The sequence below is a fragment of the Bradyrhizobium sp. BTAi1 genome (assembly GCF_000015165.1).
GTDB classification, from domain to species: domain Bacteria; phylum Pseudomonadota; class Alphaproteobacteria; order Rhizobiales; family Xanthobacteraceae; genus Bradyrhizobium; species Bradyrhizobium denitrificans.
Genome location: NC_009485.1, coordinates 7,715,911 through 7,738,330, shown reverse-complemented (window position 1 = coordinate 7,738,330; position 22,420 = coordinate 7,715,911). Strand labels below are relative to the sequence as shown.

General features: G+C 65.6%; 15 protein-coding genes. 7 read left to right on the top strand and 8 right to left on the bottom strand.

Annotated features, from left to right (window positions below; genetic code table 11):
* The first annotated feature begins 321 nt into the window (after positions 1 to 321).
* Positions 322 to 1,935, top strand: a complete 1,614-nt coding sequence (locus BBTA_RS34470; RefSeq protein ID WP_012047132.1) for a phosphoenolpyruvate carboxykinase — start codon at positions 322 to 324, stop codon at positions 1,933 to 1,935.
* A gap of 368 nt (positions 1,936 to 2,303) precedes the next feature.
* Here the strand turns inward: BBTA_RS34470 and BBTA_RS34465 are convergent, their stop codons facing one another.
* Positions 2,304 to 3,125 carry an acyl-CoA thioesterase II gene (locus BBTA_RS34465; protein WP_012047131.1) on the bottom strand — a complete coding sequence of 274 codons (822 nt, stop codon included), beginning with the start codon at positions 3,123 to 3,125 and terminating at the stop codon, positions 2,304 to 2,306.
* Between the two features lie 107 nt (positions 3,126 to 3,232).
* Entirely contained in the window at positions 3,233 to 5,740 is a 2,508-nt protein-coding gene (locus BBTA_RS34460) for a glycogen/starch/alpha-glucan phosphorylase (RefSeq protein WP_012047130.1), read from the bottom strand.
* A gap of 474 nt (positions 5,741 to 6,214) precedes the next feature.
* Here BBTA_RS34460 and BBTA_RS34455 point away from each other — a divergent pair, with 474 nt between their 5' ends.
* Positions 6,215 to 6,646 (top strand): hypothetical protein, encoded by a 432-nt coding sequence (locus BBTA_RS34455; RefSeq protein WP_012047129.1) that lies wholly within the window; start codon positions 6,215 to 6,217, stop codon positions 6,644 to 6,646.
* Between the two features lie 54 nt (positions 6,647 to 6,700).
* On the opposite strand, the gene BBTA_RS34450 is transcribed toward BBTA_RS34455, so the two are convergent.
* Positions 6,701 to 7,534 (bottom strand): DUF2865 domain-containing protein, encoded by an 834-nt coding sequence (locus tag BBTA_RS34450; protein ID WP_012047128.1) that lies wholly within the window; start codon positions 7,532 to 7,534, stop codon positions 6,701 to 6,703.
* A 179-nt stretch (positions 7,535 to 7,713) separates the two neighbouring features.
* Positions 7,714 to 8,271, bottom strand: a complete 558-nt coding sequence (gene pyrE, locus BBTA_RS34445) for an orotate phosphoribosyltransferase (RefSeq protein ID WP_012047127.1) — start codon at positions 8,269 to 8,271, stop codon at positions 7,714 to 7,716.
* 173 nt (positions 8,272 to 8,444) lie between these two features.
* On the opposite strand from pyrE, the gene BBTA_RS34440 reads away from it, so the two are divergent.
* Positions 8,445 to 9,071, top strand: a complete 627-nt coding sequence (locus BBTA_RS34440; protein ID WP_012047126.1) for a glutathione S-transferase family protein — start codon at positions 8,445 to 8,447, stop codon at positions 9,069 to 9,071.
* Positions 9,072 to 9,223: 152 nt separating this feature from the next.
* Here the strand turns inward: BBTA_RS34440 and BBTA_RS34435 are convergent, their stop codons facing one another.
* The 3 genes from BBTA_RS34435 to BBTA_RS34425 form a co-directional block, all read right to left on the bottom strand.
* On the bottom strand, positions 9,224 to 10,423 hold the full coding sequence (locus BBTA_RS34435) for a glycosyltransferase family 87 protein (RefSeq protein ID WP_012047125.1): 1,200 nt from the start codon (positions 10,421 to 10,423) through the stop codon (positions 9,224 to 9,226).
* 1,112 nt (positions 10,424 to 11,535) lie between these two features.
* Positions 11,536 to 14,571 (bottom strand): DNA polymerase I, encoded by a 3,036-nt coding sequence (gene polA / locus BBTA_RS34430; protein WP_041751749.1) that lies wholly within the window; start codon positions 14,569 to 14,571, stop codon positions 11,536 to 11,538.
* A gap of 72 nt (positions 14,572 to 14,643) precedes the next feature.
* Entirely contained in the window at positions 14,644 to 15,498 is an 855-nt protein-coding gene (locus tag BBTA_RS34425) for a LysR family transcriptional regulator (protein WP_041751078.1), read from the bottom strand.
* A 98-nt stretch (positions 15,499 to 15,596) separates the two neighbouring features.
* Here BBTA_RS34425 and BBTA_RS34420 point away from each other — a divergent pair, with 98 nt between their 5' ends.
* Positions 15,597 to 16,565 carry a quinone oxidoreductase gene (locus BBTA_RS34420; RefSeq protein WP_012047122.1) on the top strand — a complete coding sequence of 323 codons (969 nt, stop codon included), beginning with the start codon at positions 15,597 to 15,599 and terminating at the stop codon, positions 16,563 to 16,565.
* Between the two features lie 8 nt (positions 16,566 to 16,573).
* On the opposite strand, the gene BBTA_RS34415 is transcribed toward BBTA_RS34420, so the two are convergent.
* Positions 16,574 to 17,626: an acyltransferase family protein gene (locus BBTA_RS34415; protein WP_012047121.1), complete on the bottom strand. Its 1,053-nt coding sequence runs from the start codon at positions 17,624 to 17,626 to the stop codon at positions 16,574 to 16,576.
* Positions 17,627 to 17,778: 152 nt separating this feature from the next.
* Between BBTA_RS34415 and BBTA_RS34410 the strand changes: the two genes are divergently transcribed.
* The 3 genes from BBTA_RS34410 (at position 17,779) to BBTA_RS34400 (ending at position 22,363) form a co-directional block, all read left to right on the top strand.
* Positions 17,779 to 19,098: a UDP-glucose/GDP-mannose dehydrogenase family protein gene (locus tag BBTA_RS34410; RefSeq protein ID WP_012047120.1), complete on the top strand. Its 1,320-nt coding sequence runs from the start codon at positions 17,779 to 17,781 to the stop codon at positions 19,096 to 19,098.
* A 130-nt stretch (positions 19,099 to 19,228) separates the two neighbouring features.
* Positions 19,229 to 21,703 carry an ATP-dependent helicase HrpB gene (gene hrpB / locus BBTA_RS34405; protein WP_012047119.1) on the top strand — a complete coding sequence of 825 codons (2,475 nt, stop codon included), beginning with the start codon at positions 19,229 to 19,231 and terminating at the stop codon, positions 21,701 to 21,703.
* Between the two features lie 159 nt (positions 21,704 to 21,862).
* Positions 21,863 to 22,363, top strand: coding sequence for a TIGR02281 family clan AA aspartic protease (locus BBTA_RS34400; RefSeq protein WP_012047118.1), 501 nt, complete (start codon positions 21,863 to 21,865; stop codon positions 22,361 to 22,363).
* Positions 22,364 to 22,420 lie beyond the last annotated feature (57 nt).

Genomic DNA, 22,420 nt, shown 5'->3' with positions numbered 1-22,420 from the left:
GCTCGCTCACGCAAATGCTTCGCTTCGGGGCCGATCTGCGCCGCGCACGAAAGCGAAGTGCGCGATCGGCTGCTGCGTCGCAGCATGATCGTCAAGTGTGCGCGACGCTGCCGACGGAATATGCATCACACGGCAAATGATGAGCTACGCCAATCAGCTCGGCGCAATAACCAATTCGTTCGGATCGTCTTGGCAAGACCGGCGTTGATCAGTATTAGGTCGGCGACCGCGCTTTGGTAAGGCGATGTAAACGGTAAGGTCACCGCGCACTGCGCCACGAATTTCGCGCGCAACAGCTGCGGGCTCTCAGGAGGGATTTTCGTGCAAGAGACGGGTATTCGCAACGGCGCCTTCGGTGCCGACAAATTCGGCTTAAAGAATCTCAAGCAGGTGCATTGGAATCTCGGCGCTCCCCAGCTCTATCAATATTCGCTGGCGGCTGGAGAGGCCGTGTTGTCTGCGAACGGGGCGCTGTGCGCGGATACTGGCGAATTCACCGGCCGCAGTCCGAAGGACAAGTTCACCGTGCGCGACGCCTCCACCGAGAAGATGTGGTGGGCCGGCAATCAGTCGATCACGGCGGAGCAGTTCGAAGCGCTGTACCAGGACTTCCTCAAACACGCCGAGGGCAAGACCCTGTTCGCGCAGGATCTCTATGGTGGCGCCGATCCGACCTTCCGCATTAAGACGCGCGTCTTCACCGAGCTCGCCTGGCACTCGCTGTTCATCCGTACGCTTCTGATCCGCCCGGAGAAGATCGAGCTCGACACGTTCGTGCCGGAGCTCACGATCATCGACATGCCGAGCTTCCGTGCCGATCCGAAGCGACATGGCGTGCGCTCGCAGAACGTTGTCGCGATCGATTTCGCCCGCAAGATCGTCCTGATCGGCGGCTCCTACTACGCCGGTGAGATGAAGAAGAGCGTGTTCACGACGCTCAACTACTATCTGCCCGAGCGCGGCGTGATGCCGATGCATTGCTCGGCCAATGTCGGGCCGAAGGGTGATACGGCCATCTTCTTCGGCCTGTCCGGCACCGGCAAGACCACGCTGTCGGCCGACCCGAACCGCACGCTGATCGGCGACGACGAGCATGGCTGGGGTCCGTCCGGCGTGTTCAACTTCGAGGGCGGCTGCTACGCCAAGTGCATCAAGCTGTCGCAGGAGGCCGAGCCGCAGATCTTCGCCGCGTCGAACCGCTTCGGCGCGGTGCTGGAGAACGTCGTTCTCGACGAGGACAGCCGTGTTCCGGATTTCGACGACGGCTCCAAGACCGAGAACACGCGCTCGGCCTATCCGCTCGACTACATCCCCAACGCCTCGCGCACCGGCCGCGCGCCGCATCCGAAGAATGTCGTAATGCTCGCCGCGGATGCCTTCGGCGTGCTGCCGCCGATCGCGAAATTGTCGCCTGCGCAGGCAATGTATCACTTCCTGTCCGGCTACACGGCGAAGGTCGCCGGCACCGAGCGCGGCCTCGGCAACGAGCCGCAGCCGGAGTTCTCGACCTGCTTCGGTTCGCCGTTCCTGCCGCTTGATCCCTCGGTCTACGGCAACATGCTGCGGCAACTGATCGCCGAGCACAATGTCGATTGCTGGCTGGTCAACACCGGCTGGACCGGCGGCAAATATGGCACCGGCTCGCGCATGCCGATCAAGGTCACGCGCGCGCTGCTGACCGCGGCGCTCGACGGCTCCCTGCGCAACGTCGAGTTCCGGACCGACAAATATTTCGGCTTCGCGGTGCCGACCGCGCTGCCAGGCGTCCCGAGCGAGATCCTCGATCCGGTCAACACCTGGGCCGACAAGGCCGAGTTCGATAAGACCGCCCGCGCCCTGGTCGGCATGTTCCAGAAGAACTTCGCCAAGTTCGAGGCCCAGGTCGACGCTGACGTCCGCGCTGCGGCGCCCGACGTGAAGCTGGCGGCGGAGTAGAGCTGCTACGCACACGGGTCAGCCGCTTTGCGGCTGACTCCGAACCTGATCCAACGAGCTCCGGCAGCCGAACGCGCTGCCGGAGTTTTTGTATGCGGCGTCGCTGGCGGTGTCGTGACCCGACGCCGGGCCGTTGGCAGAAGCTGCCGCAGCGAGCCCGGTTGTCATCACCCGCGAAAGCGGGTGATCCAGTACACCGTGCAGCCCGTTGTGTAACTCGCTGCCGATCCCGGCTACTGGATCGTCCGTCAACCCGGACGATAACAGTCTTGGTGGTGGCGGCCTTCTCGGCACTAGCTAGCGCCGTTCCGTGTAGATCAATCCCGGCTCGAGTTCTGGCACGCTACCGATCGCATGGTCAGCTGCTCTCACGCCTTGAAATACGCGATCTGCGTCGTGGTCGCGAGGAGCTTGCCCGAGGGCGACCACAGCTCGCTGTTCTGATCGTGATAGCTGCGGTTGAACAGCTTGGCGTCGGCGGTCGCCAGCACATGCGTGATGTTCTCCGTCGCGAGCTCCTCGCGGCTGACATGGAAGTAGGTCGTCAGCGACACCGTGCCGAACGGCACCACTTCGCTGCGGGCCTGGAACACACGGGGAAAAAAAGCATCCGACATCGACAGCAACGACAGGCAGTCGAGCTTGCGCGGCTTGCGGTCGGAGAGCCAAAGGCGCGAATAGCTGCTGAACGGCCCGGCGGTCGCTGAGGCGCCGTAATCGGGAGGTCCGTCCACAAAGCGGAAATCGTACTGCTTCGTCCATCCCACGTGGGTGTTGGGATGGCGTTTGACCTGATCGAATGGCGGCGTATCCGGCATCGGCGCCGGCTGATGCGACCAGGACGGCCGTCGTTCGGCGAACACGGCGGTGGCCAGGGTTGCGGGATCGGCACCCCCCTGGCTGAGCTCGACGAGCCAATGTTGCGAGGAGCGGTTGGCCTTCACCAGCCGCACGTCGAGATCGAACGGGCCTTCGGCGATCGGCGCGCAATAATTCACCGTCACCGCCAGCGGGTCGCCCTGGATTTGCGGATGCTGGATCAGCGCGCGCAGCACGGTCGCCGCGGTCACACCGCCGAACGGGCCGACGAAGGCCCAATAGTCCGGGCTGGTCCGGCCCTGCCAGCGGCTGTCACCCGCGGTGACACGTGTGGCCTCGTCGAACAAGTGCAGTTGCGGAGTGTCGGTCATGCATGCCTCCTGACGATCATCGTATGATGGGCGTCAGGTGAAAAGCAATTGGACACGCCTGCAATGACGTCACGCGTCAGCTGCAGACGCGGCGAGGCAACGTTCGCTCACGCCCGCCGCGCGTGCGCCGGCGCCTGGATCGGGCCGACCGGCACGTTCCAGATGTCGTCGGCATATTCGCGGATGGTGCGGTCGGAGGAGAACCACGCCATGCGCGCGACGTTGAGGATCGAGGCGCGGGTCCAGGCCGGCGCCGTCCGCCAGCGGGCGTCCACGCCGCGCTGGGCCTCATAATAGGAATCGAAATCGGCCGAGACCATGTAGTGGTCGAGATGGCGCAGCGCGTGCGCGATCGGCTCAAAGCGGCCCGGTTCACCCGGCGAGAACAGGCCGGAGGCGATTGCGTCGATCGCCCGGGCGAGCCGCGGCGAACGGCGGATCACATCCGTTGCGTCCAGGCCCTGCTTGCGCCGGAGCATGACGTCATCGGCCTCCATGCCGAAGATCGCGATGTTGTCGGCGCCGACATTGTCGCGGATCTCGATATTGGCGCCGTCGAGCGTGCCGATGGTGATGGCGCCGTTCAGCGCCAGCTTCATGTTGCCGGTGCCGGAGGCCTCCATGCCGGCCGTCGAGATCTGCTCGGAGAGATCGGCCGCAGGAATGATCGCCTCCGCCAGGCTGACATTGTAGTCGGCGAGGAACACGACCTTGAGCCGGCCATCGATCGCCGGATCATTGTTGACGAGTTCGGCGACGTCGTTGATCAGCTTGATGATCAGCTTGGCGTAGCGATAGCTCGCCGCGGCCTTGCCGGCGAAGATCTTGACCCGCGGCACCCAGTCCGCCTGCGGGTTGTCCTTGATGTCCTGATAGAGCGCGATCGCCTCGAGGATATTCAGCAGCTGCCGCTTGTATTCGTGGATGCGCTTGATCTGCACGTCGAACAGCGCGCCGGGATCGATCCTGACATTCATCCGCTCGCCGATCAGGCGCGCCAGCTGCAGCTTGTTGTGCCGCTTCACCGCCCGGAACTTCTGCTGAAAGCCGCTGTCGGCCACGTAGCTCTCGAGGCTCGACAGCAGGGTCGGATCGTCGACGATGGCGTCGCCGCAGGCTTCGCACAACAGGCTGGTCAGCTTCGGATTGGCGAGCGTCAGCCAGCGGCGGAAGGTGATGCCGTTGGTCTTGTTGGTGATGCGGCCGGGATAGAGATGGTTGAGATCGTGGAACACGGTCTCTTTCATCAGGTCCGAATGCATCGCCGAGACGCCGTTGATGCGGTGCGAGCCGACGAAAGCGAGCTGGCCCATGCGCACGCGGCGGCCGCTCTTTTCGTCGATCAGGGACACCGAGGCGCGATATTCGATGTCGCCCGGGGCGCGCTGTTCGGCGAGCGCGAGATGCTGGGCGTTGATGCGGTAGATGATTTCGAGGTGCCGCGGCAGCAGTCGCTCGAACAGTTCGACCGGCCAGGTCTCGAGCGCTTCCGGCAGCAGCGTGTGGTTGGTGTAGGACAGCGTCGCGACCGTGATCTTCCACGCCTCGTCCCAGCGGAAATTGTGCAGGTCGACCAGGATGCGCATCAGCTCGGCGACGGCGAGCGAGGGATGGGTGTCGTTGAGCTGCACCGCGGCCTTCTGCGCCAGGCTGCGCAACTGGCCGTCGGAGCCGAGATGCCGCTTGACGAGATCCTGCAGCGAGGCCGAGACGAAGAAATATTCCTGCCGCAGCCGCAGCTCGCGGCCGGCGGGGCTCTCGTCATTGGGATAGAGGAACTTGCAGATCGCCTCCGCCCGCGCCTCTTCCGCCGATGCGCCGAGATAGTCGCCGGAGTTGAACACGTCGAGCTTCAGCGGATCGGGCGAGCGCGCCGACCACAGCCTGAGCGCATTGACGTGCTGGCCGCGCCAGCCGACGATCGGCGTGTCGTAGGCGACGGCCTGGACGGTCTCGCCGGGATGCCAGATGGCGCGGTCGCGGCCCTTGTCGTCGACATGCTCGACGCCGCCGCCGAAATGGACGTGGTAGACCACCTCCGGGCGCTGGAACTCCCAGGGATTGCCGAAGGACAGCCAGACGTCGGGAAATTCGTGCTGCCAGCCGTCGATGATCACCTGGCGGAACAGGCCGAAATCATAGCGGATGCCGTAGCCGATCGCGGGGATCTGCACGGTCGCCATGCTTTCCATGAAGCAGGCCGCAAGCCGTCCAAGACCGCCATTGCCGAGCGCGGCGTCGGGCTCGCATTTGCGCAGGTCCATCAGGCCGACGCCGAGATCACCGAGCGCGGTCTCGAACACCTTCATCAGGCCCATATTGTTGAGCGCGTCGGTGAACAGACGGCCGATCAGGAATTCGAGGCTGAGGTAATAAACGCGCTTGCGCCCGGCATCGTAGCTCTCTTTGTCGGCGGTCAGCCAGCGATGCACGATGCGGTCGCGCAAGGTCAGGGCTGCAGCGTGGTACCAGTCCTGCGGCGTCGCCTGGCTCGCTTCCTTGCCGATCGCGAGCCGGAGCTTGGCCAGGATGTCGCTCTTGATCTCAGCCACGGCCAATTCATCGACGGGCTGGCCGGTGCTTACGAAACTGCGCTGGGACGGCTGATCTGTCACCTTGAAACCTGTGATGCTACGAGGAACCGGTAAAAGCATACGATGGTTGCGTGCCGACCGAAACCCGGGGAAAGGCTGGTCCGCACAGCAAGGTGATGGAAAATGATGCAAGGTTTGGGCCGGGTTCCCGCAATGAACGTGATTGCTGATGCTGCAAGTGCGTTGGGCAGAAAGCCGCATCGCTCACGAGAACCGGGCGCTCAGAGCATCCTGGCCTGACAGCAGGTTCTCTGCGGTGAGCGGCTGCAAAAGCCCCGCTCGACACACAACTCCTCCGGCAAATCGTCGAGACGTCGGTGGGCAGCTGCACCGGGCGTCGAGATCGTGGCTGTCATCGCTGACCTCCTGCCCTGAAAGGGATGGACAATCGGCTTGGAACAAATTAAGAACATTTTAGCAGGCGATCGTTATCCTTGAATCCGATTCGATCCGCTGCCGGACCCTCCAGTCTCAGAGCATCACGCGAGGACACGCATGTCCACCGTTGCCTTCGATCCCCTGGCCCTGACCCGTATTGCCGATTTCGCGCGCACGCTGACGCGGCTGCACAAGACGGCGCGGCGCCGTGCGGTCGACGACGACCAGATCGACCGCGCGTTCAACGCGGTCTGCATGTCGGTCTGGGGCTACACCATCGACGACATTTCCGATGATCTGTTCTCTGCCACCGACCACACCTTTCTCGATGGGCTGGACGAGGCGCGGGCGCGCATCTTCGCGGCCGAGCAGGGCTATGACCTGGTCGATGACGAGGGCATGCTGACGGATTGGTGGGGCTTCTGCTGGATGATCCTGGCCGAGAAGCGCGGCCTGCTGACGCCCGACAACCGCGCCGCCACGCGGGCGGCGATCGAGGAGAAATATCTGGAAGCGCCGAATGTCATCGGCGTGATCGTCGGCCGCTGAGTTCGCGGCGCGTCCTTGCGCCTGCGGCGAAGCACGCGAGAGTCGCGCGCAGGCTCAATTCACATCCGCGCGTTTCTCGCGGCTTGTCGCCGGCTTCGGCGCGATGCTCATCGGCGAAGCGATGCTCAAGGGCAATGCGACGCTGGCACTGACCTCGGCCGTGGCTCCGGCGGCCTGGGTATCGCTGGTGACCATCTCGGCGCGCACCGGCGCGACTTTCATCTCACTCAGCCGCGCGCGCATGTCGGAGTTCAGCCCCGGATAGGATGAGACCGGCTGGAAATCGGCCGGCTGGCCGCCCCCGCCACGCGGGCCGGAATAGGCGACCAGCCCGTCGCTGGTCGCGATGATGTCACCCGGGCGCAGCGAGGTATCGAGCGACAGGTCGACCGGCGCCAGACCGGCCGGATCGCGGCCGTTGCAGGTGCAGTCGGCGCGCAGCGCCTGGCGATAGGCGAACGCGGTCTCGCTATCGGCGTAGCGCTCGCCATTGGCAGCAGTGGCCCAATCGATGTTCGAGCCGAAATAAACCTTGGTTGGGCTTGCCGGGCAGAACGCCTGGCACATCTGCGCCGGCGAGGTGAGGCCTCGCGTCAGCGGGAAATAGCGGCCATCGCATGTGCGCACACAGAACGCCGCGCCCGATCCGCTGGCGGCCGCGCGCGGCTGCGGGGCGGCCTGCGGAGCGGTGCCGAACGGGTCGGCGCCGACATTGGCCTGCGGGGCCGGCCGCTGGGTCGACGGCTTGCTGAAGCCGCCAAAAAGGAAATCGAACAAGCCTTGCGCGGCGGCGCCAGGAGGCGCCGGCGTGGCCGCTGCAGCCATGCCGATCGCGCCGGCGACGAGCACGCGGCGGCGAAACCGCTGGAACGACCACACGTGACGCAACGCTCACTCCATCCTCAGCGCAGCCACACGTTCCCGCGCCATGCGCGGCGGGGTGACGATGGGCCATCGACAGAGCCGTGCCTCGGGCACGGCCCTGTCAGCTTGGCGGTAACCTTAACGGAGGATGGTAAATGACCCGTGTGTGCCGGCGCCGAATGCAGCGCGGCGCCGCCCGCGCCTCAGAGAAATTCGCGCGCTTTGTACAGGGCGCGGAACGGCAGGCCGGCAGCGGCGAAGGTCTCCGCGGCGCCTTCTTCGCGATCGACCATGGTGAACACCAGCGACACATTGGCGCCGGCCTCGCGCAGAGTCTCGACGGCCTTCATCGCCGAGCCGCCCGTGGTCGTGACGTCCTCGACCACGACGATGCGCTTGCCGGCCAATGTCTCGTCGCGGGTCAGGCCTTCGATGGCGAGCTTGGCGCCGTGCTCCTTCGGCTTCTTGCGCACGAAGAAGGCGGCGATCGGGTGGCCCTTGATCCAGGAAATCTGTGCGATCGCGCCGGCCAGCGGCACCGCGCCCATTTCCAGTCCGCCGATATAGTCGAAGCCCTCGTCCTTCAGCGCCTCATAGGTGAGCTCGGCGAGCAAAGTGGCGCCTTCCGGGTCCATCATGGTGGGCTTGAGGTTGAAGTAGAAATCGCTCTTGCGGCCGGAGGCCAGCGTCACCTCGCCGCGGCCGAACGAGCGCCTGCGGATGATCTCGAGGAGGCGGGCGCGGGAAGCGGATTTCGACACGGCGGTTTCCCCTGAGGGTCTCTGAAGCTTGGGTGGCGCAATCTATCGAGGCGACGAGGCCGAAGCCAGCGGCCAGCATGTCTCATCAACAGAGCTACGTTTGGCGCTGCGGCCGGTTTCGGGCTACTGGGAAGCCAGCCTGCTTGCAAGAGAATTCCCGGGAAGGACCGCTCATGACGATCGAACTGCACACCTGGAACACGCCGAACGGCCGCAAGATCTCGGTCGCTTTGGAGGAGATGGGTCTGGCCTATCGGGTGATCCCGGTCGACATCACTAAGGGCGCCCAGATGGCGCCTGCGTTCCTGGCGATCAGCCCGAACAACAAGATCCCGGCCATCGTCGATCCCGACGGTCCGGATGGCCACCCGGTCAGCGTGTTCGAGTCGGGCGCGATCCTGCTCTATCTGGCTGAGAAGACGGGACAGTTCCTGCCGAAATCCCTGGCCGGACGGATCCCGGTCTATGAATGGCTGATGTGGCAGATGGGCGGCTTCGGCCCGATGCCGGGTCAGGTGCACCATTTCATCGCGCTCGAAAACGAGCAGGACCGCGCCTACGGCCTCAAGCGCTACATGGCTGAAACCGTCCGCCTGTATGGCGTGCTCGACCGCCGGCTGGCGTCGCATGAATTCGTCGCCGGCGATCTCTCGATCGCCGATTTCGCCATCCTCGGTTGGGCCTGGCGCCACCCCCGCCATAAGGTCGACCTCGCCGACTTCCCCCACGTCAAGCGCTGGTACGACACGCTGATGGCCCGCCCGGCCGTGAAGCGTGGCATGGAGGCGAAGCTGGATTGAGGCTGCGCGATGCAGCCCCGCCGTGCCAGCTCCATCGTGCCGTCATCACATCCCCATTCTTCAGGGCCTGCCGCAATCGGGCCTTTCGAAGCATGGCCGCAAGGGGACGATGGCCGACGGTCTCCCGATATCCGCGCCTTGCACCGGAATGGTCAGGTCGCCGCAGGCGGCGAGACTTTCAGGCGATCCGCGAGGCGGCCGCCGCGCTCCAGCACGCCAGCCATGCTCAGCAACATGCCAACGAGCAGGATCACCGCCACGAATGGCACGGAGTAGCTGATCATCGCGAGCACGGTTGCTCCCAGGGCGACGGTCACCCCGATCTCTAGCGGCGGGACTGGCTCGTTGGCGTCGATACGGACCTTCCAGTGCATCATGATCGCTGCCGCGACCATCGGCATGTCGTAGATCATCGCATAGGGCGTCACGATGATGCTGCCGATGGCGATCAGCGCGATGGTTCCGCTGTCGATGCCGCGCCGGCTCGCCCGCCAGATCAGCACGGCGACGAGGCAGGAGAGGATGAGCTGGAGTCCGTATCCGATCGCGGGCGGCGCACCGATGGAATGGGCGCCTGCGATGACCGTCGGCATCATGTGATCGAGGCTGGACTGGTTGGCCTGCAGCAGCGCCTGATAGCTCGGGAAGCGCGCGATCCATTGCAGCCAGATCGACCCGTCGATGGTGGCGCTGGTGATCACGACGACGATCAGCGTCGTCACGACCGCAGCACCAATGGCCCGCCAATTCCGCGAGGCCAGCAGCACGATCGGCATCAGCAGCACGAATTGCGGCTTGTAGGCGAGCAGGCCGAGCAGGGCGCCGGCGACCAAGGGGCGCGTCGCGAGCAGCCGCAAGCCGCCGATCAGCAGGGCGGCGGAGAGGAAGCCGTTCTGGCCGGTGATCGCGTTGATCAAGGTGGTCGGCGCGGCGAGCAGCGCGAGGCCGGGCAGCGAGAGCCAATCCCGCCCCAGGCTTGCCAGGGCGTAGAGCGCGAAGGTGACCGCGATCCAGCAGACATAGGCGGCCGGCAGCGCCATCATGCCAAGCGGGATCAGCGCGAGCAGGAAGGTCGGCGGATAGGGATAAGGAAAGCCGCCGCCTGAGAGCGAAGGGTCCAGCTGCTGCTGATAGGCGGCCAACGCGAACGGATCGTAGATGCCGGCGCCGGCCAAAGCCGCAAATTTGCCGAACGACCACAGGCCGGAAAAGTCGCCGAATGGTGGCTGTGGCGATGACAGCCACCAGCTGACGAGATAGGTGCCGTTGTAGAGCGTCAGCGCGACGAGCAGGATCAGCACGGCGCGCCGGTCGCGCGTAAGGCTGGGGGCTGCAGTTGATGTCGCGGTCATGGTGGTCGGCGTAATGTGTGCATCAAGCGATGGAAGGCGTCACGCGATCGCTCGCCTGTCCATCCAGCGATCTTGCCCATCTCCGCTGCAAGCGGCGTTACCAACGGCTGCGCCGTGCGCGTCAATGGCCATCATGCTCAACGAAGGGTAAAGCCATCGCAAGTAGCGAAGATGGCGTAGGCGATGAGCCCGCGTCGCCGCGGTCTGCATGTGTCTCATGCGCAAACTGCCCGTCGAGCTACTTTGTCGCAGGCTGGGCACGTTGCTTTGTCGGGCAAATCAAGCGGAGATTCCCGCGCATCCCGCCGCCACATGAGGGGCGCTTCGCGAACGTCACGGATCGTCGGCAGTGGGATGCGATGGGCATGTTCCGCTGCAGCATGGTTCGGCCATGCGGACGAACAGCGGAGCATGCACGGTCAAGTCGCGCGGTCCTGATATCCCGATGCTGATATCAACTCACGGCGGAGCGCTTGCTTCGCGTGGGGATGGTGGCCAGCAAGCCCGGCGCACCAGGGAGAACGCGAAGCAGCCGTTAAAGCCGTCGCGCAGGGAGGGCCGGGTCTGTCCGGCTGAACCTGTGGTACCTGCCGCCTGCATTTTTTTCCGCAGGCGGGCCGCAGGCCTCAGCCGAGGCCTGGCCTTCCCTGCGCCCTCATCGAATTCTCGAGGGCGGGAGCCACACAACACTCGGGCGGATCACGCCGCGAGAAGGCGGGGGCATGTCCGCTCACCGGTCGGCTGATCGTGAGGAGTAGCTGATTGTGCACGAGGCGCTCCAAGGAACTCCCTGCCCACCCGTCCCCTGGACGGAGAGGGGCGCCTGTCATGAGCGCAGCGAATGGGAGGCGGGTGGGGTGATCTGTCCACGCAGACCAGCGTGTGCGGAGACATCACCCCACCCCGCTCGCCCGCTTCGCGTGCGACCGACCCTCCCCCTCCAGGGGAGGGGGGCTGCCTGCTCTGGGCTGGTGGCAAGGGCGATACCTCGTATGAGCGTGCGCTCAGCCGTCATTGCGAGCGCAGCGGAGCGATCCAGGCTGTGGCTGCGGAACGATTCAGGAGTGTTTCGCTGCGATCGCAATGACGGAAGAAAGATCAACGCATGCGGATCAATGCGCCTCGTCCCAATTGTCAGCGGCCCGCGCGTCGACGTGCAGCGGCACCGATAGCAGCACGGCCGGGAAGGGGGCGTCCTGCATGACGTGCTGCACCACCGGCAGGGTCGCAGCGACTTCGTCGTCCGGCACCTCGAAGATCAATTCGTCATGCACTTGCAGCAGCATCTGCGCGGAGAGTTTCTTCTCCGCGAGCGCATCCTCGACGCGTGTCATGGCGCGGCGGATGATGTCGGCGGCGGTGCCCTGCAGCCGCGCGTTGATCGCGGCGCGTTCGTTGAAGGCGCGCACCGAGGCGTTCGACGCCTTGATCTCGGGATAGTGGCACTTGCGGCCGAACAGCGTGGTGACATAGCCGTGCTTGCGACAGAATTCGCGCGTTTCGTCCATATAGGCACGGATGCCGGGGAAGCGCTCGAAATAGCGCTTGATATAGGCCGACGCCTCTTCGCGGGCGATGCCGAGCTGGTTGGCAAGGCCGAAGGCGGAGATGCCGTAGATGATGCCGAAATTGATCGCCTTCGCCCGGCGGCGCACCTCGCTCGGCATGTCCTTGATCGGCACGCCGAACATCTCCGACGCCGTCATTGCGTGAATGTCGAGCCCGTCCTTGAAGGCCTGTTTCAGCACCGGAATATCGGCGATCTCCGCCAGCAGCCGCAGCTCGATCTGCGAGTAATCCGCCGACACCAGTTTGTGGCCTGGCGTGGCGATGAAGGCGCGGCGGATCTTGCGGCCATCCTCGGTCCGCACCGGAATGTTCTGCAGATTCGGTTCGTTCGACGACAACCGTCCCGTCGTGGTCGCCGCGAGCGCGTAGGTGGTGTGCACGCGCTGGCTCTGCGGATTGACATAGGTCGGCAGCGCATCGGTGTAGGTCGATTTCAGCTTCGAGACCTGGCGCCATTCCAGGATTTTGCGCGCGAAATCATTGCCCTGCTCGGCGAGGTCATCGAGAATCGAGGCGGAGGTCGACCACGCGCCGGTCTTGGTCTTGGTGCCGCCCGGCAGGCCCATCTTGCCGAACAGGATGTCGCCGATCTGCTTGGGACTGCCGACATTGATCGGCTCGCCGGCCAGCTCCTGCAGTTCGGCCTCGACGCGTCCCGCGGTCTGGGCAAAATCGCCGGACAGCCGCGACAGCACCTGGCGGTCGATCGCGATGCCCCTGCGCTCCATCTGCGCCAGCACGGTCACCAGCGGCCGCTCCAGCGTCTCGTAGACCGCGGTCATGCGCTCGGCGACCAGCCGCGGCTTCAGCACCCGCCACAGCCGATGGATGACGTCGGCCGCCTCGGCCGCATGCGCTGTCGCGCGATCGATGGCGACCTGCTCGAAGGTCAGCTTGTTCTTGCCGCTGCCGACCAACTCGCCTTCCCCGAGGACGGCGTGCGCGAGCACGTGCTCTGCCAGCGACTCGAATTTCTGCGAACCCCGCCCCGCGTCGAGCGCGTAGCTCATCAGCTGGATGTCATCGACGTTTGCGAGCGTGATGCCGTGTTGCGCCAGCAGCACGGCGACGAATTTGATGTTGAAGCCGATCTTGAGAATGCCGGCCGATTCCAGCACCGGCTTCAGCGCAGCCAGCGCGTCGCGGTCCTTGACCTGGTCCGGCGCGAGGCCAGCATCAAACAGGCCGCCGCCGTCGCCGGCCTGGCGATGCGCCAACGGAATATAGCAGGCATCGTTGGGCGCCAGCGCCAGCGCGATGCCGCAAAGGCTCGCCTGCATCGGATCGATCGAATTCGCCTTGGCCTCGATAGTGACGCGGCCGAGATCATGGATGCGCGCGATCCAGGCGTTCAGCTCGGGCAGGCTGCGGATCGTCTGATACTTTTCGCGATCGATGCGCGCGCTCTTCGCTGCTTCCGCGCGCGCCTCGGCGAGGCTCACCGGTGTGCCCTTGCTCATCGCCGATTTGTCGGTGCGCGGATCCCCCGTTTTGGGAGCAGCGGCCGCCGGCTTGCCCGCTGCGTTCGTCCCTGCGCTGGCAGCAGCGGGCGCGGGTACGGCTGTGCCGCCGCCGCTCTTGAGCTGCTGATTCGCCGCGACGTCGGCCGGATCGATCTGCGAATATTCGGCCACCCTCCGCGTCAGCGTGGTGAACTCCATCGCCTTGAGGAAGGCGATCAGCTTGCGCGGATCGGGCTCGTGCACCGCGAGGTCGTCGAGCGGCACCTCCAGCGCGACATGATCATCGAGCAGCACCAGCTGGCGCGAGATCCGCGCCTTCTCGGCGTTCTCGATCAGCGCCTCGCGGCGTTTCGGCTGCTTGATCTCGGCGGCGCGCGTCAGCAGCCCTTCGAGATCGCCGTAATCATTGATCAACTGCGCCGCGGTCTTGATGCCGATGCCGGGTACGCCCGGCACGTTGTCGGTGGAATCGCCCGCCAGCGCCTGCACCTCGACAACCTTCTCCGGCGGCACGCCGAATTTCTCGATCACCTCGGCTGTGCCGATGCGGCGGTCCTTCATCGTGTCGTACATCGTGACGCAGTCGTTGACGAGCTGCATCAGGTCCTTGTCGGACGACACGATGGTGGTGGTGGCCCCGCGCTCGCAGGCGAGCCGCGCATAGGTCGCGATCAGGTCGTCGGCCTCGTAGCCTGCCTGTTCCAGGCAGGGCAGATCGAAGGCGTGCACCGCCTCGCGGATCAGCGCGAATTGCGGGATCAGGTCGTCCGGCGCCGGCGGCCGGTGGGCCTTGTAATCGGCGTAGATCTTGTTGCGGAAGGTCACTTCCGACTTGTCGAACACGATGGCCAGATGCGTCGGCCGGTCGGTCTCGGGCATGTCGCGGAGCAGCTTCCACAACATGTTGCAGAAGCCAAGCACGGCATTGACGTTCAGCCCGTCGGACTTGCGGTTGAGCGGCGGCAGCGCGTGATAGGCACGGAAGATGTAGGACGAGCCATCGACCAGGAACACGTGGTCGCTCTTGGTGGCTCCCTTGGCCGCGCCTTGGGTGGCGGCAGCAGGCACAGGGGCGGCGGGGCTGGTGGCGGCAGTTTTCTGGGGCGCTTTGGGCATGTGCGCAATGTAGGGATTTTCGCTCATATTGACAGCCACGCCGACGCCGAGCGCACCGGATTTTTCCGACCCTCAGTTGGGCCCAGCGCAGCGGACCAGGAAGTCCATGACGGCCCGAATGAGCGGCGAGTGCCTGAGGTCGCGATGAACGACGAGCCAGATGTCGCGGCCGACGCCCCCCTGGCGTTCGTCATAGCGGATCAGGCCAGGATCGTTGTCGCCGACAAAATGCGGCAGGGCGGCTATGCCCAGGCCCGCCCGCGCCGCTGCGGCCTGGCTCTCGAGATCACCGGTCTGGAGCACGATCTCGCGCCGGCCAGCGATCGCCTTCAACCATTGCTGCTGGGGCGCCGAGTCCATGCTGGCATCGTAGGCGATGAAGCCGAGCGCGTGCTGCGGCGTCTCCTTGAGATAGTGAGGCGCGCCATAGAGGCTGAAACCGAAGCGGCCGACCTTGCGTGCGATCAGGCCGGGCTCGTCGGGACGCGACAGCCGCAGGGCAATGTCGGCTTCCCGGCGGTTGAGCGATGCGATGCGCTTCTCCCCGATCAGCTTGATGGCGATGGCCGGATGCTGACGGCGCAACTCGACCAGCCGCGGCGCGATGATCCTGTTGGCAAGCGTCGGTGGCGCGCTGATCGAGACCTCGCCCGTCAGTCCCGGACGCGATGCCACCACGGCCCGTTCGATCGCGAAGGCGGCGTGTTCCATTGGACTGGCGGCCGCGGCAAGGCGACGGCCATCCTCGGTCAGCGTGTAGGTCCGCGCGCGCCTGTCGACCAGCTTGATCTTCGTGGTGCGCTCCAGCGCCGCGACGCGGCGCGCGACCGTGACATGATCGACGCCGAGGGCGCGTGCGGCTGCAGACAGCGTGCCCTCGCGGGCAAGCGTCACGAAATGATGGAGGTCGGTCCAGTCGATCTGCATGTGCGAATATTCACAATGGACGAGACAGGATGGGCAATTCCGCAGATCGAAAATGCAGACCACAATGTTTCGATGCAGGCAAGATCAAGGAGGCGGATATGGCCGTTGTCGTTCATGCGAAGGCGCCGGGTGGCGCAGAAAATCTGCTGCTGGAAACCGTCGAGCTGCCGGAGCCGAGGCCGGATGAAATCCGTCTGCGCCAAACCGCGATCGGCGTGAACTTCATCGACATCTATCAGCGCAGCGGTCTCTATCCGCTTCCGGATCGGGTTCCCGGCGTCGAAGCCGCGGGAATCGTGACGGCGAAGGGCTCGGACGTGACCGGCCTGTCCGTCGGCGACCGGGTTGCCTATGCCGGCGGGCCGGCCGGCGCCTATGCTTCAGAGCGAAATCTCCCGGCCTGGCGCGCAATGCCGCTGCCCGACTCCGTTTCGGACGCGCGCGCGGCTTCGACCTTGCTGAAGGGTATCACCGCCGCGATGCTGCTCGGTCGAACCTATGTCGTCGGACCCGGAACGACCCTCTTGGTGCATAGTGCTGCCGGTGGGCTCGGCCAGGTGCTGACACGGTTGGCGCGGCTGCGCGGCGCGACCATCATCGGTACGGTGAGCTCGGAGGCCAAGGCGGATCTCGCGCGCGCCGCTGGTGCCCACCATCTGATCGTCGGGCGGGACGCGGATTTTGTCGATGCCGTCAGGCGATGGACCGCCGGACGCGGCGTCGACGTGGCCTATGATGGTGTCGGCGGCAGAACCCTGGCGCGGACACTCGCCTGCGTCAGGCCGTTCGGGATGGTTGCCAGCATCGGCCAGTCTGCCGGTCCGATCCCAGATATTGCCGTCGAGGAACTGGGGCCGCGGCGCAGCCTGTCTCTGGCGCGTCCGAGCGTGATGGCCCATGTTAACGATGTCGCTGACTATCGCAGGGACGCCGAGATCGTTCTCGCCGCATTGGCCAATGGTGAACTCGGCGGCGACGGCACACCCTATCCGCTTGCGCAGGCCGTCCAGGCCCATCTCGATCTCGAAAGCGGCCGCAGTCGTGGCGCGCTCTATCTGGTGCCGTGATGGCGACGCTACTCCGCCGGCTGCAGGGCAGCGCGCGGCTTCGGCGGGGCGATCCAGAACGCGATCGGGCGCTCGAACAGGAAGCGGGCGCCGAAGCTCAGGGCGAGTCGCCAGATCGCGAGCGCGCCGAGCACGCCAGCGATGGTGACGAGCAGGGAGATCGTGCCGATGTCAGCAATGACGCCCGTTTTCAGCAGAACCGTGCGCGTGGCCGCCATCGGCAGGAAGAAGGCGAGATAGATCACGATGGAATGTTCGCCGCAGAACCGCAGCGCGTTGAGCAGCTGCGCGCGGGCGAGCAGCGTGCCCGCGATGATGATGGCGACCGCACCGGCATAGCCGAGCAGCAACGAGATCACCGGCCACTCGCTGACGCCGAGGCTGACCAGGCCCTGGTTGATCACCGCCCAGGCGAGCAGTCCGGCGATGGCGATCAGGGGCTGGGACCGCGCCCGCTCCGACAGCGCGAAGATGTAACGCGCAAACAAATAACCCGAGTAGATGTAGACGAAGCGGGCGCAGAACTCGTCGATCACGGTCCAGCCCGTCGCGATATGCGTCATTTCGAGACCGGCCGCGATGCCCCAGATCACCGGCGCCGGCACCTTGCGTGTCAGCTTGATGACGACGAAGAAGATCGGCAGCAGATAGATGAACCACAGCGTGCCGAACGGCTCGATGAAGGATTCGAGATAGAGATAGCCGGCATGCGGCCAGCCGCCTGTGGCCGCGAACGCCGGGGCCTTGAAGCCGAATTGGATGGTGACCCACAGAGCGTAGAAATAGGCGAAGTGGACGACCTTACGGTCCAGATAGGTGCGCCAGTCGCGGTCGATCACCAGCGGCAAGAAAAGGCCCGAAATCAGGAAGAAATCCGGCATCCGGAACGGCTTGGCGAAGGCGACGACGGCGTGCATGAAGCCGGTTTCGCCCGCGGCGAGTTCGACCCCGAGCACCGAATGCATCATCACGACCATGATGATGCAGATGCCTTTGGCGTAGTCGACCCAGTCGATGCGCGCCACGGTTCCAACCGTCTGCGGCGTGCCATTTGCGGTCATGCGGTCCCCCTGTGGCGCGGAGCTGCCGCATTGTCGGGCAGAGCTGTTAATACTCCCTGCCTGTCATCCAAACGTCATGCCGTTTTCTAAATTCCCCTTGACCCGCAATTGGTCTAAGAGGCGGGTGCATTAACCATGAAGGATGGGTTTTCATGCGAATTGCGATGATCGGCACGGGTTATGTGGGGCTGGTGTCCGGTGCCTGCTTCGCCGATTTCGGCCACCAGGTCACCTGCGTGGACAAGGATGAAAGCAAGATCGCCGCGTTGCATCGTGGAGAAATCCCGATCTTCGAGCCCGGCCTGGATGCGCTGGTCGCAGCGAATGTGAAGGCCAAGCGGCTCGATTTCACCACCGATCTCAAGCAGCCCGTCGCCGACGCGGATGCGGTCTTCATCGCGGTCGGCACGCCGTCACGGCGCGGCGACGGCCATGCCGATCTTACTTACGTCTATGCTGCCGCGCGCGAGATCGCGGCCTGCCTGACCGGCTTCACCGTGGTCGTGACCAAATCGACGGTGCCTGTCGGCACCGGTGACGAGGTGGAGCGCATCATCCGCGAGACCAATCCGTCGGCCGATGTCGTGGTCGCCTCCAATCCGGAGTTCCTGCGCGAGGGCGCTGCGATCCGCGATTTCAAATGGCCCGATCGCATCGTGGTCGGCACTGCCGACGAGCGCGGCCGCAAGGTGCTCGGCGACATCTATCGTCCGTTGTCGCTGAACCAGGCGCCGATCATGTACACGGCCCGGCGCACCGCCGAACTGATCAAATACGCCGCCAACGCGTTTCTCGCGACCAAGATCACCTTCATCAACGAGGTTGCCGATCTCGCCGAGAAGGTCGGCGCCGACGTGCAAGAGGTGGCGCGCGGCATCGGTCTCGACAACCGCATCGGCGCGAAGTTCCTGCATGCCGGTCCGGGCTTCGGCGGCTCGTGTTTCCCGAAGGACACGCGCGCGTTGATCAAGATCGCGCAGGACAATGACACCCAGCTGCGCATCGTCGAGTCGGTGCTCGCCGTCAACGACAACCGCAAGCGAGCGATGGCCCGCAAGGTGGCGCACGCCGTCGGCGGCAATCTGCGTGGCAAGACGATCGCGGTGCTGGGTCTCACCTTCAAGCCCGAGACCGACGACATGCGCGAGGCGCCGTCGATCCCGCTGGTCACCGGGCTGCTCGACATGGGCGCCAAGGTGCGCGCGCATGATCCGGTCGGCATCGAGCAGGCCAAAAAGGAGCTGCCGGAGATTGCCTATTACGACGACCCCTATGATTGCGCGACAGGGGCCGATGCGATCGTGCTGGTCACCGAATGGGTGCAGTACCGCGCCATGGATCTTGATCGCCTCAAGGAGGTGATGGCCCATCCCGTCGTGGTCGACCTGCGCAACGTCTATCGCCCCGACGAGATGGCGGCGCACGGCTTCATCTATGAGAGCGTCGGCAGGCCCTCGGCCAAGGGGGCGTGATGCGGCGTGTGTGACAGGGCGTTGTCATACCCCGCGCAGGCGGGGTATCCAGGATGCCCGATCGTCGTGGTCCGCGAGATCGGCGTTTACTGGATTGTCCGCCGCCCGCGGGCAATGACGGGTTCAGCGATTGCCTCTGCGCTTTGACACACCGCTGCCGATCGACGCCGTGCTGGACGCATTGTCCGGCACGCTCGAACGCAGCAACACGGCCGTGCTGGTCGCCCCGCCCGGCGCCGGTAAGACCACGCGGGTGCCGCTCGCGCTGCGCGATGCGCCCTGGGTGGGGGATCGGAAGATCATCGTGCTGGAGCCGCGCCGCATCGCGGCCCGCGCCAGCGCCGAGCGGATGGCGAAGTCGCTCGGCGAGCGCGCCGGCGACACCGTCGGCTATCGCGTGCGGTTCGGCTCCAAAGTGTCGCGCGCGACCCGCATCGAAGTGGTCACCGAAGGCATCTTCACCCGGCAGATTCTCGACGATCCCGAATTGACCGGCATTGCCGCCGTGCTGTTCGACGAATTCCACGAGCGCTCGCTCGATGCCGATCTCGGCCTCGCGCTTGCCCGTGACGCGCAGCAGGGGCTGCGTGAGGATCTGCGCATCCTGGTGATGTCGGCAACGCTCGACGGCGCCCGCGTCGCCAGGCTGCTCGGTGATGCGCCGGTGGTCGAGAGCGAGGGCCGCGCCTTTCCGGTCGAGACGCGCTATGTCGGCCGCAAGCCGGATGCACCGGTCGAGCGCCAGATGGCTGAGACGATTGCCAGCGCACTGCGCGCGGATGCCGGTTCGGTGCTGGCGTTCCTGCCGGGCGCGGCCGAGATCCGGCGCACCCAGACCATGCTCGCCGAGCGGGTCCACGATGCCAGCGTCGAGATCGTGCCGCTGTTCGGTGCGCTCGATGCTGCGGTCCAGGACCGCGCCATCTCGCCCGCGCCGAAAGGCGGCCGGAAGGTGGTGCTGGCGACATCGATCGCCGAGACGTCCTTGACCATCGAGGGCGTGCGCATCGTGGTGGATTCCGGCCTTGCCCGCGTGCCGCGCTACGAGCCTGATATCGGCCTGACGCGGCTTGAGACGGTGCGGGCCTCGCGCGCGGCGGTCGATCAGCGCCGCGGCCGTGCCGGACGGACCGAGCCCGGCGTCTGCTACCGGCTCTGGGACGAGCCGCAGACCGCCTCGCTGGCTGCTTATACACAGCCGGAAATACTCAGCGCCGATCTGTCCTCGCTGGTGCTCGATCTCGCGCAATGGGGTGTCAGCGATCCCGCCACATTGAGCTTCCTCGATCCGCCGCCGCAGCCGGCCTGGAAGGAGGCCCGTGATCTCCTGAACGAGCTCGGTGCGCTGGATGACGATGGAAGGCTGACGGATGAGGGCAGGCGGCTGCGAGCGCTGGCGCTGCCGCCGCGGCTCGCCCGCATGATCGTCGATGCCGCCGATCATGGCGCCGCGGCGCAGGCGGCGGACATCGCGGCCATCCTGACCGAGCGCGGTCTGGGCGGTGACAGCGTCGATCTGGAGGTCAGGCTCGACCAGTTCCGCCGCGACCGCTCGGCGCGGGCGCAGAGCGCGCGCGATCTGGCGCGGCGCTGGGCGCAGCAGGTCGCGACCTCTGCCTCGCCGCAAGACGACGGCGCGCTGACGACCGGTCTGATGCTCGCTTTCGCCTTCCCGGATCGGGTGGCGCGCAACCGCGGCAATGGCAGTTTCGTGCTGGCGAATGGCCGCGGCGCCGCCGTCGAGCAGACGTCGTCACTGGCGCGGGTGCCCTATATCGCAGTGGGCGAACTGACCGGAACGGCGGCGAACGGCCGCATCCTGCTCGCGGCGCCGCTCGCGATCGAGGACATCGAGCGTCATTTCGCGGCTCACATCGAAGCGAAGGACGAGGTCAGTTTTGATCGCGACGCCATGACGCTTCGCGCGCGGCGCCGGCGCAAGCTGCACGCGATCACCCTGGCCGACGCGCCGGTCGCGCTGACGCCGTCGGAGGAGACCGCGCACATTTTCGCGGACGGGATCTGCGCGGCCGGCCTCGACCGACTGCCCTGGTCCAAGGCTGCGAAACAATGGCGGGACCGGGTGATGTTCCTGCGCAAGGCGGAGGGCGACAGCTGGCCGGATCTGTCCGACACCGGCCTGATCGAGCGCCGCGACGACTGGCTGGTGCCGCTGCTCGCGAACAAGATTTCGCTCAAGGACATTTCACCCGGTGACGTTTCCGATGCGGTGATGGCGCTGCTGCCCTGGGATCTGCGCGCGCGGCTCGACCGGGAGGCGCCGACCCATTTCGAGGCGCCGACCGGCACCATGTTGGCCATCGACTATGAGGCGGAGCAGGGGCCGACCATTGCGGTGCGGTTGCAAGAGCTGTTTGGCCTCAATATCCATCCGTCGATCGCCAGGGGGGCCGTTCCGCTGGTGCTCGAGTTGTTGTCACCCGCCCAACGGCCGGTGCAGGTGACACGCGATCTGCCCGGCTTCTGGCGCGGCTCCTACGCGGCCGTGCGTTCCGACCTTCGTGGCCGCTATCCGCGCCATCCCTGGCCGGACGATCCCGCGACCGCGCAACCGACCCGGCGGGCGAAGCCGCGCGGCACCTAGCCGATGCAAATTATACCGCCAAATCGCCTATGTTAACGCTTCGCTCATCGTTTTCGCCAAAATGGCACGGGCAGCCGGTCTGTCGCCGTCGCTCTCCAGCGGCTATGATGATCAAGTTGGTTGCGGGGTAAAGTTGGGCGTTGCGTGATGCGTAACATAATGATCTTCGCCGCCGTTCTTGTCGGCCTCGGCACCTTCATGGCGCAGTTGGCCGACCGCCTGACGCCCGCGCCGGCATCAGCCACGCCCGCGGTGCGGGCCGCCTCGCTGGAATCGGCGGCTGCCGGCCAGCGCAGCCTGAGCATTCCGACCGATCGTCGCGGCCATTTCCGGGCCGACGGGCGCATCGACGGCCAGCGAATCAGCTTCATGGTCGATACCGGCGCGTCGATGGTGGCTCTCAATGAGAGTTCTGCCGCCCGCTTCGGCCTGCGCCCGGCGCGCGGCGACTACACCGCCAACGTCACCACCGCGAACGGCACCGTGAAGGCGGCGCGGGCGAGGCTCGCAATGGTCGAGCTCGGCGAGCTCACCGTGCGCGATGTGGAGGCATTGGTGCTGCCCGACACGGCGTTGTCGGAGAACCTGCTCGGCCTGTCCTTCCTGTCCAAGCTCAAGCGCTTTGCCTATGCCAACGGCGAGATGGTGCTGGAGCAATAATTCATCTGCCGGATCACCTGTTCCGGCCTTTATTCCGACGGACACGACGCGTCTTAA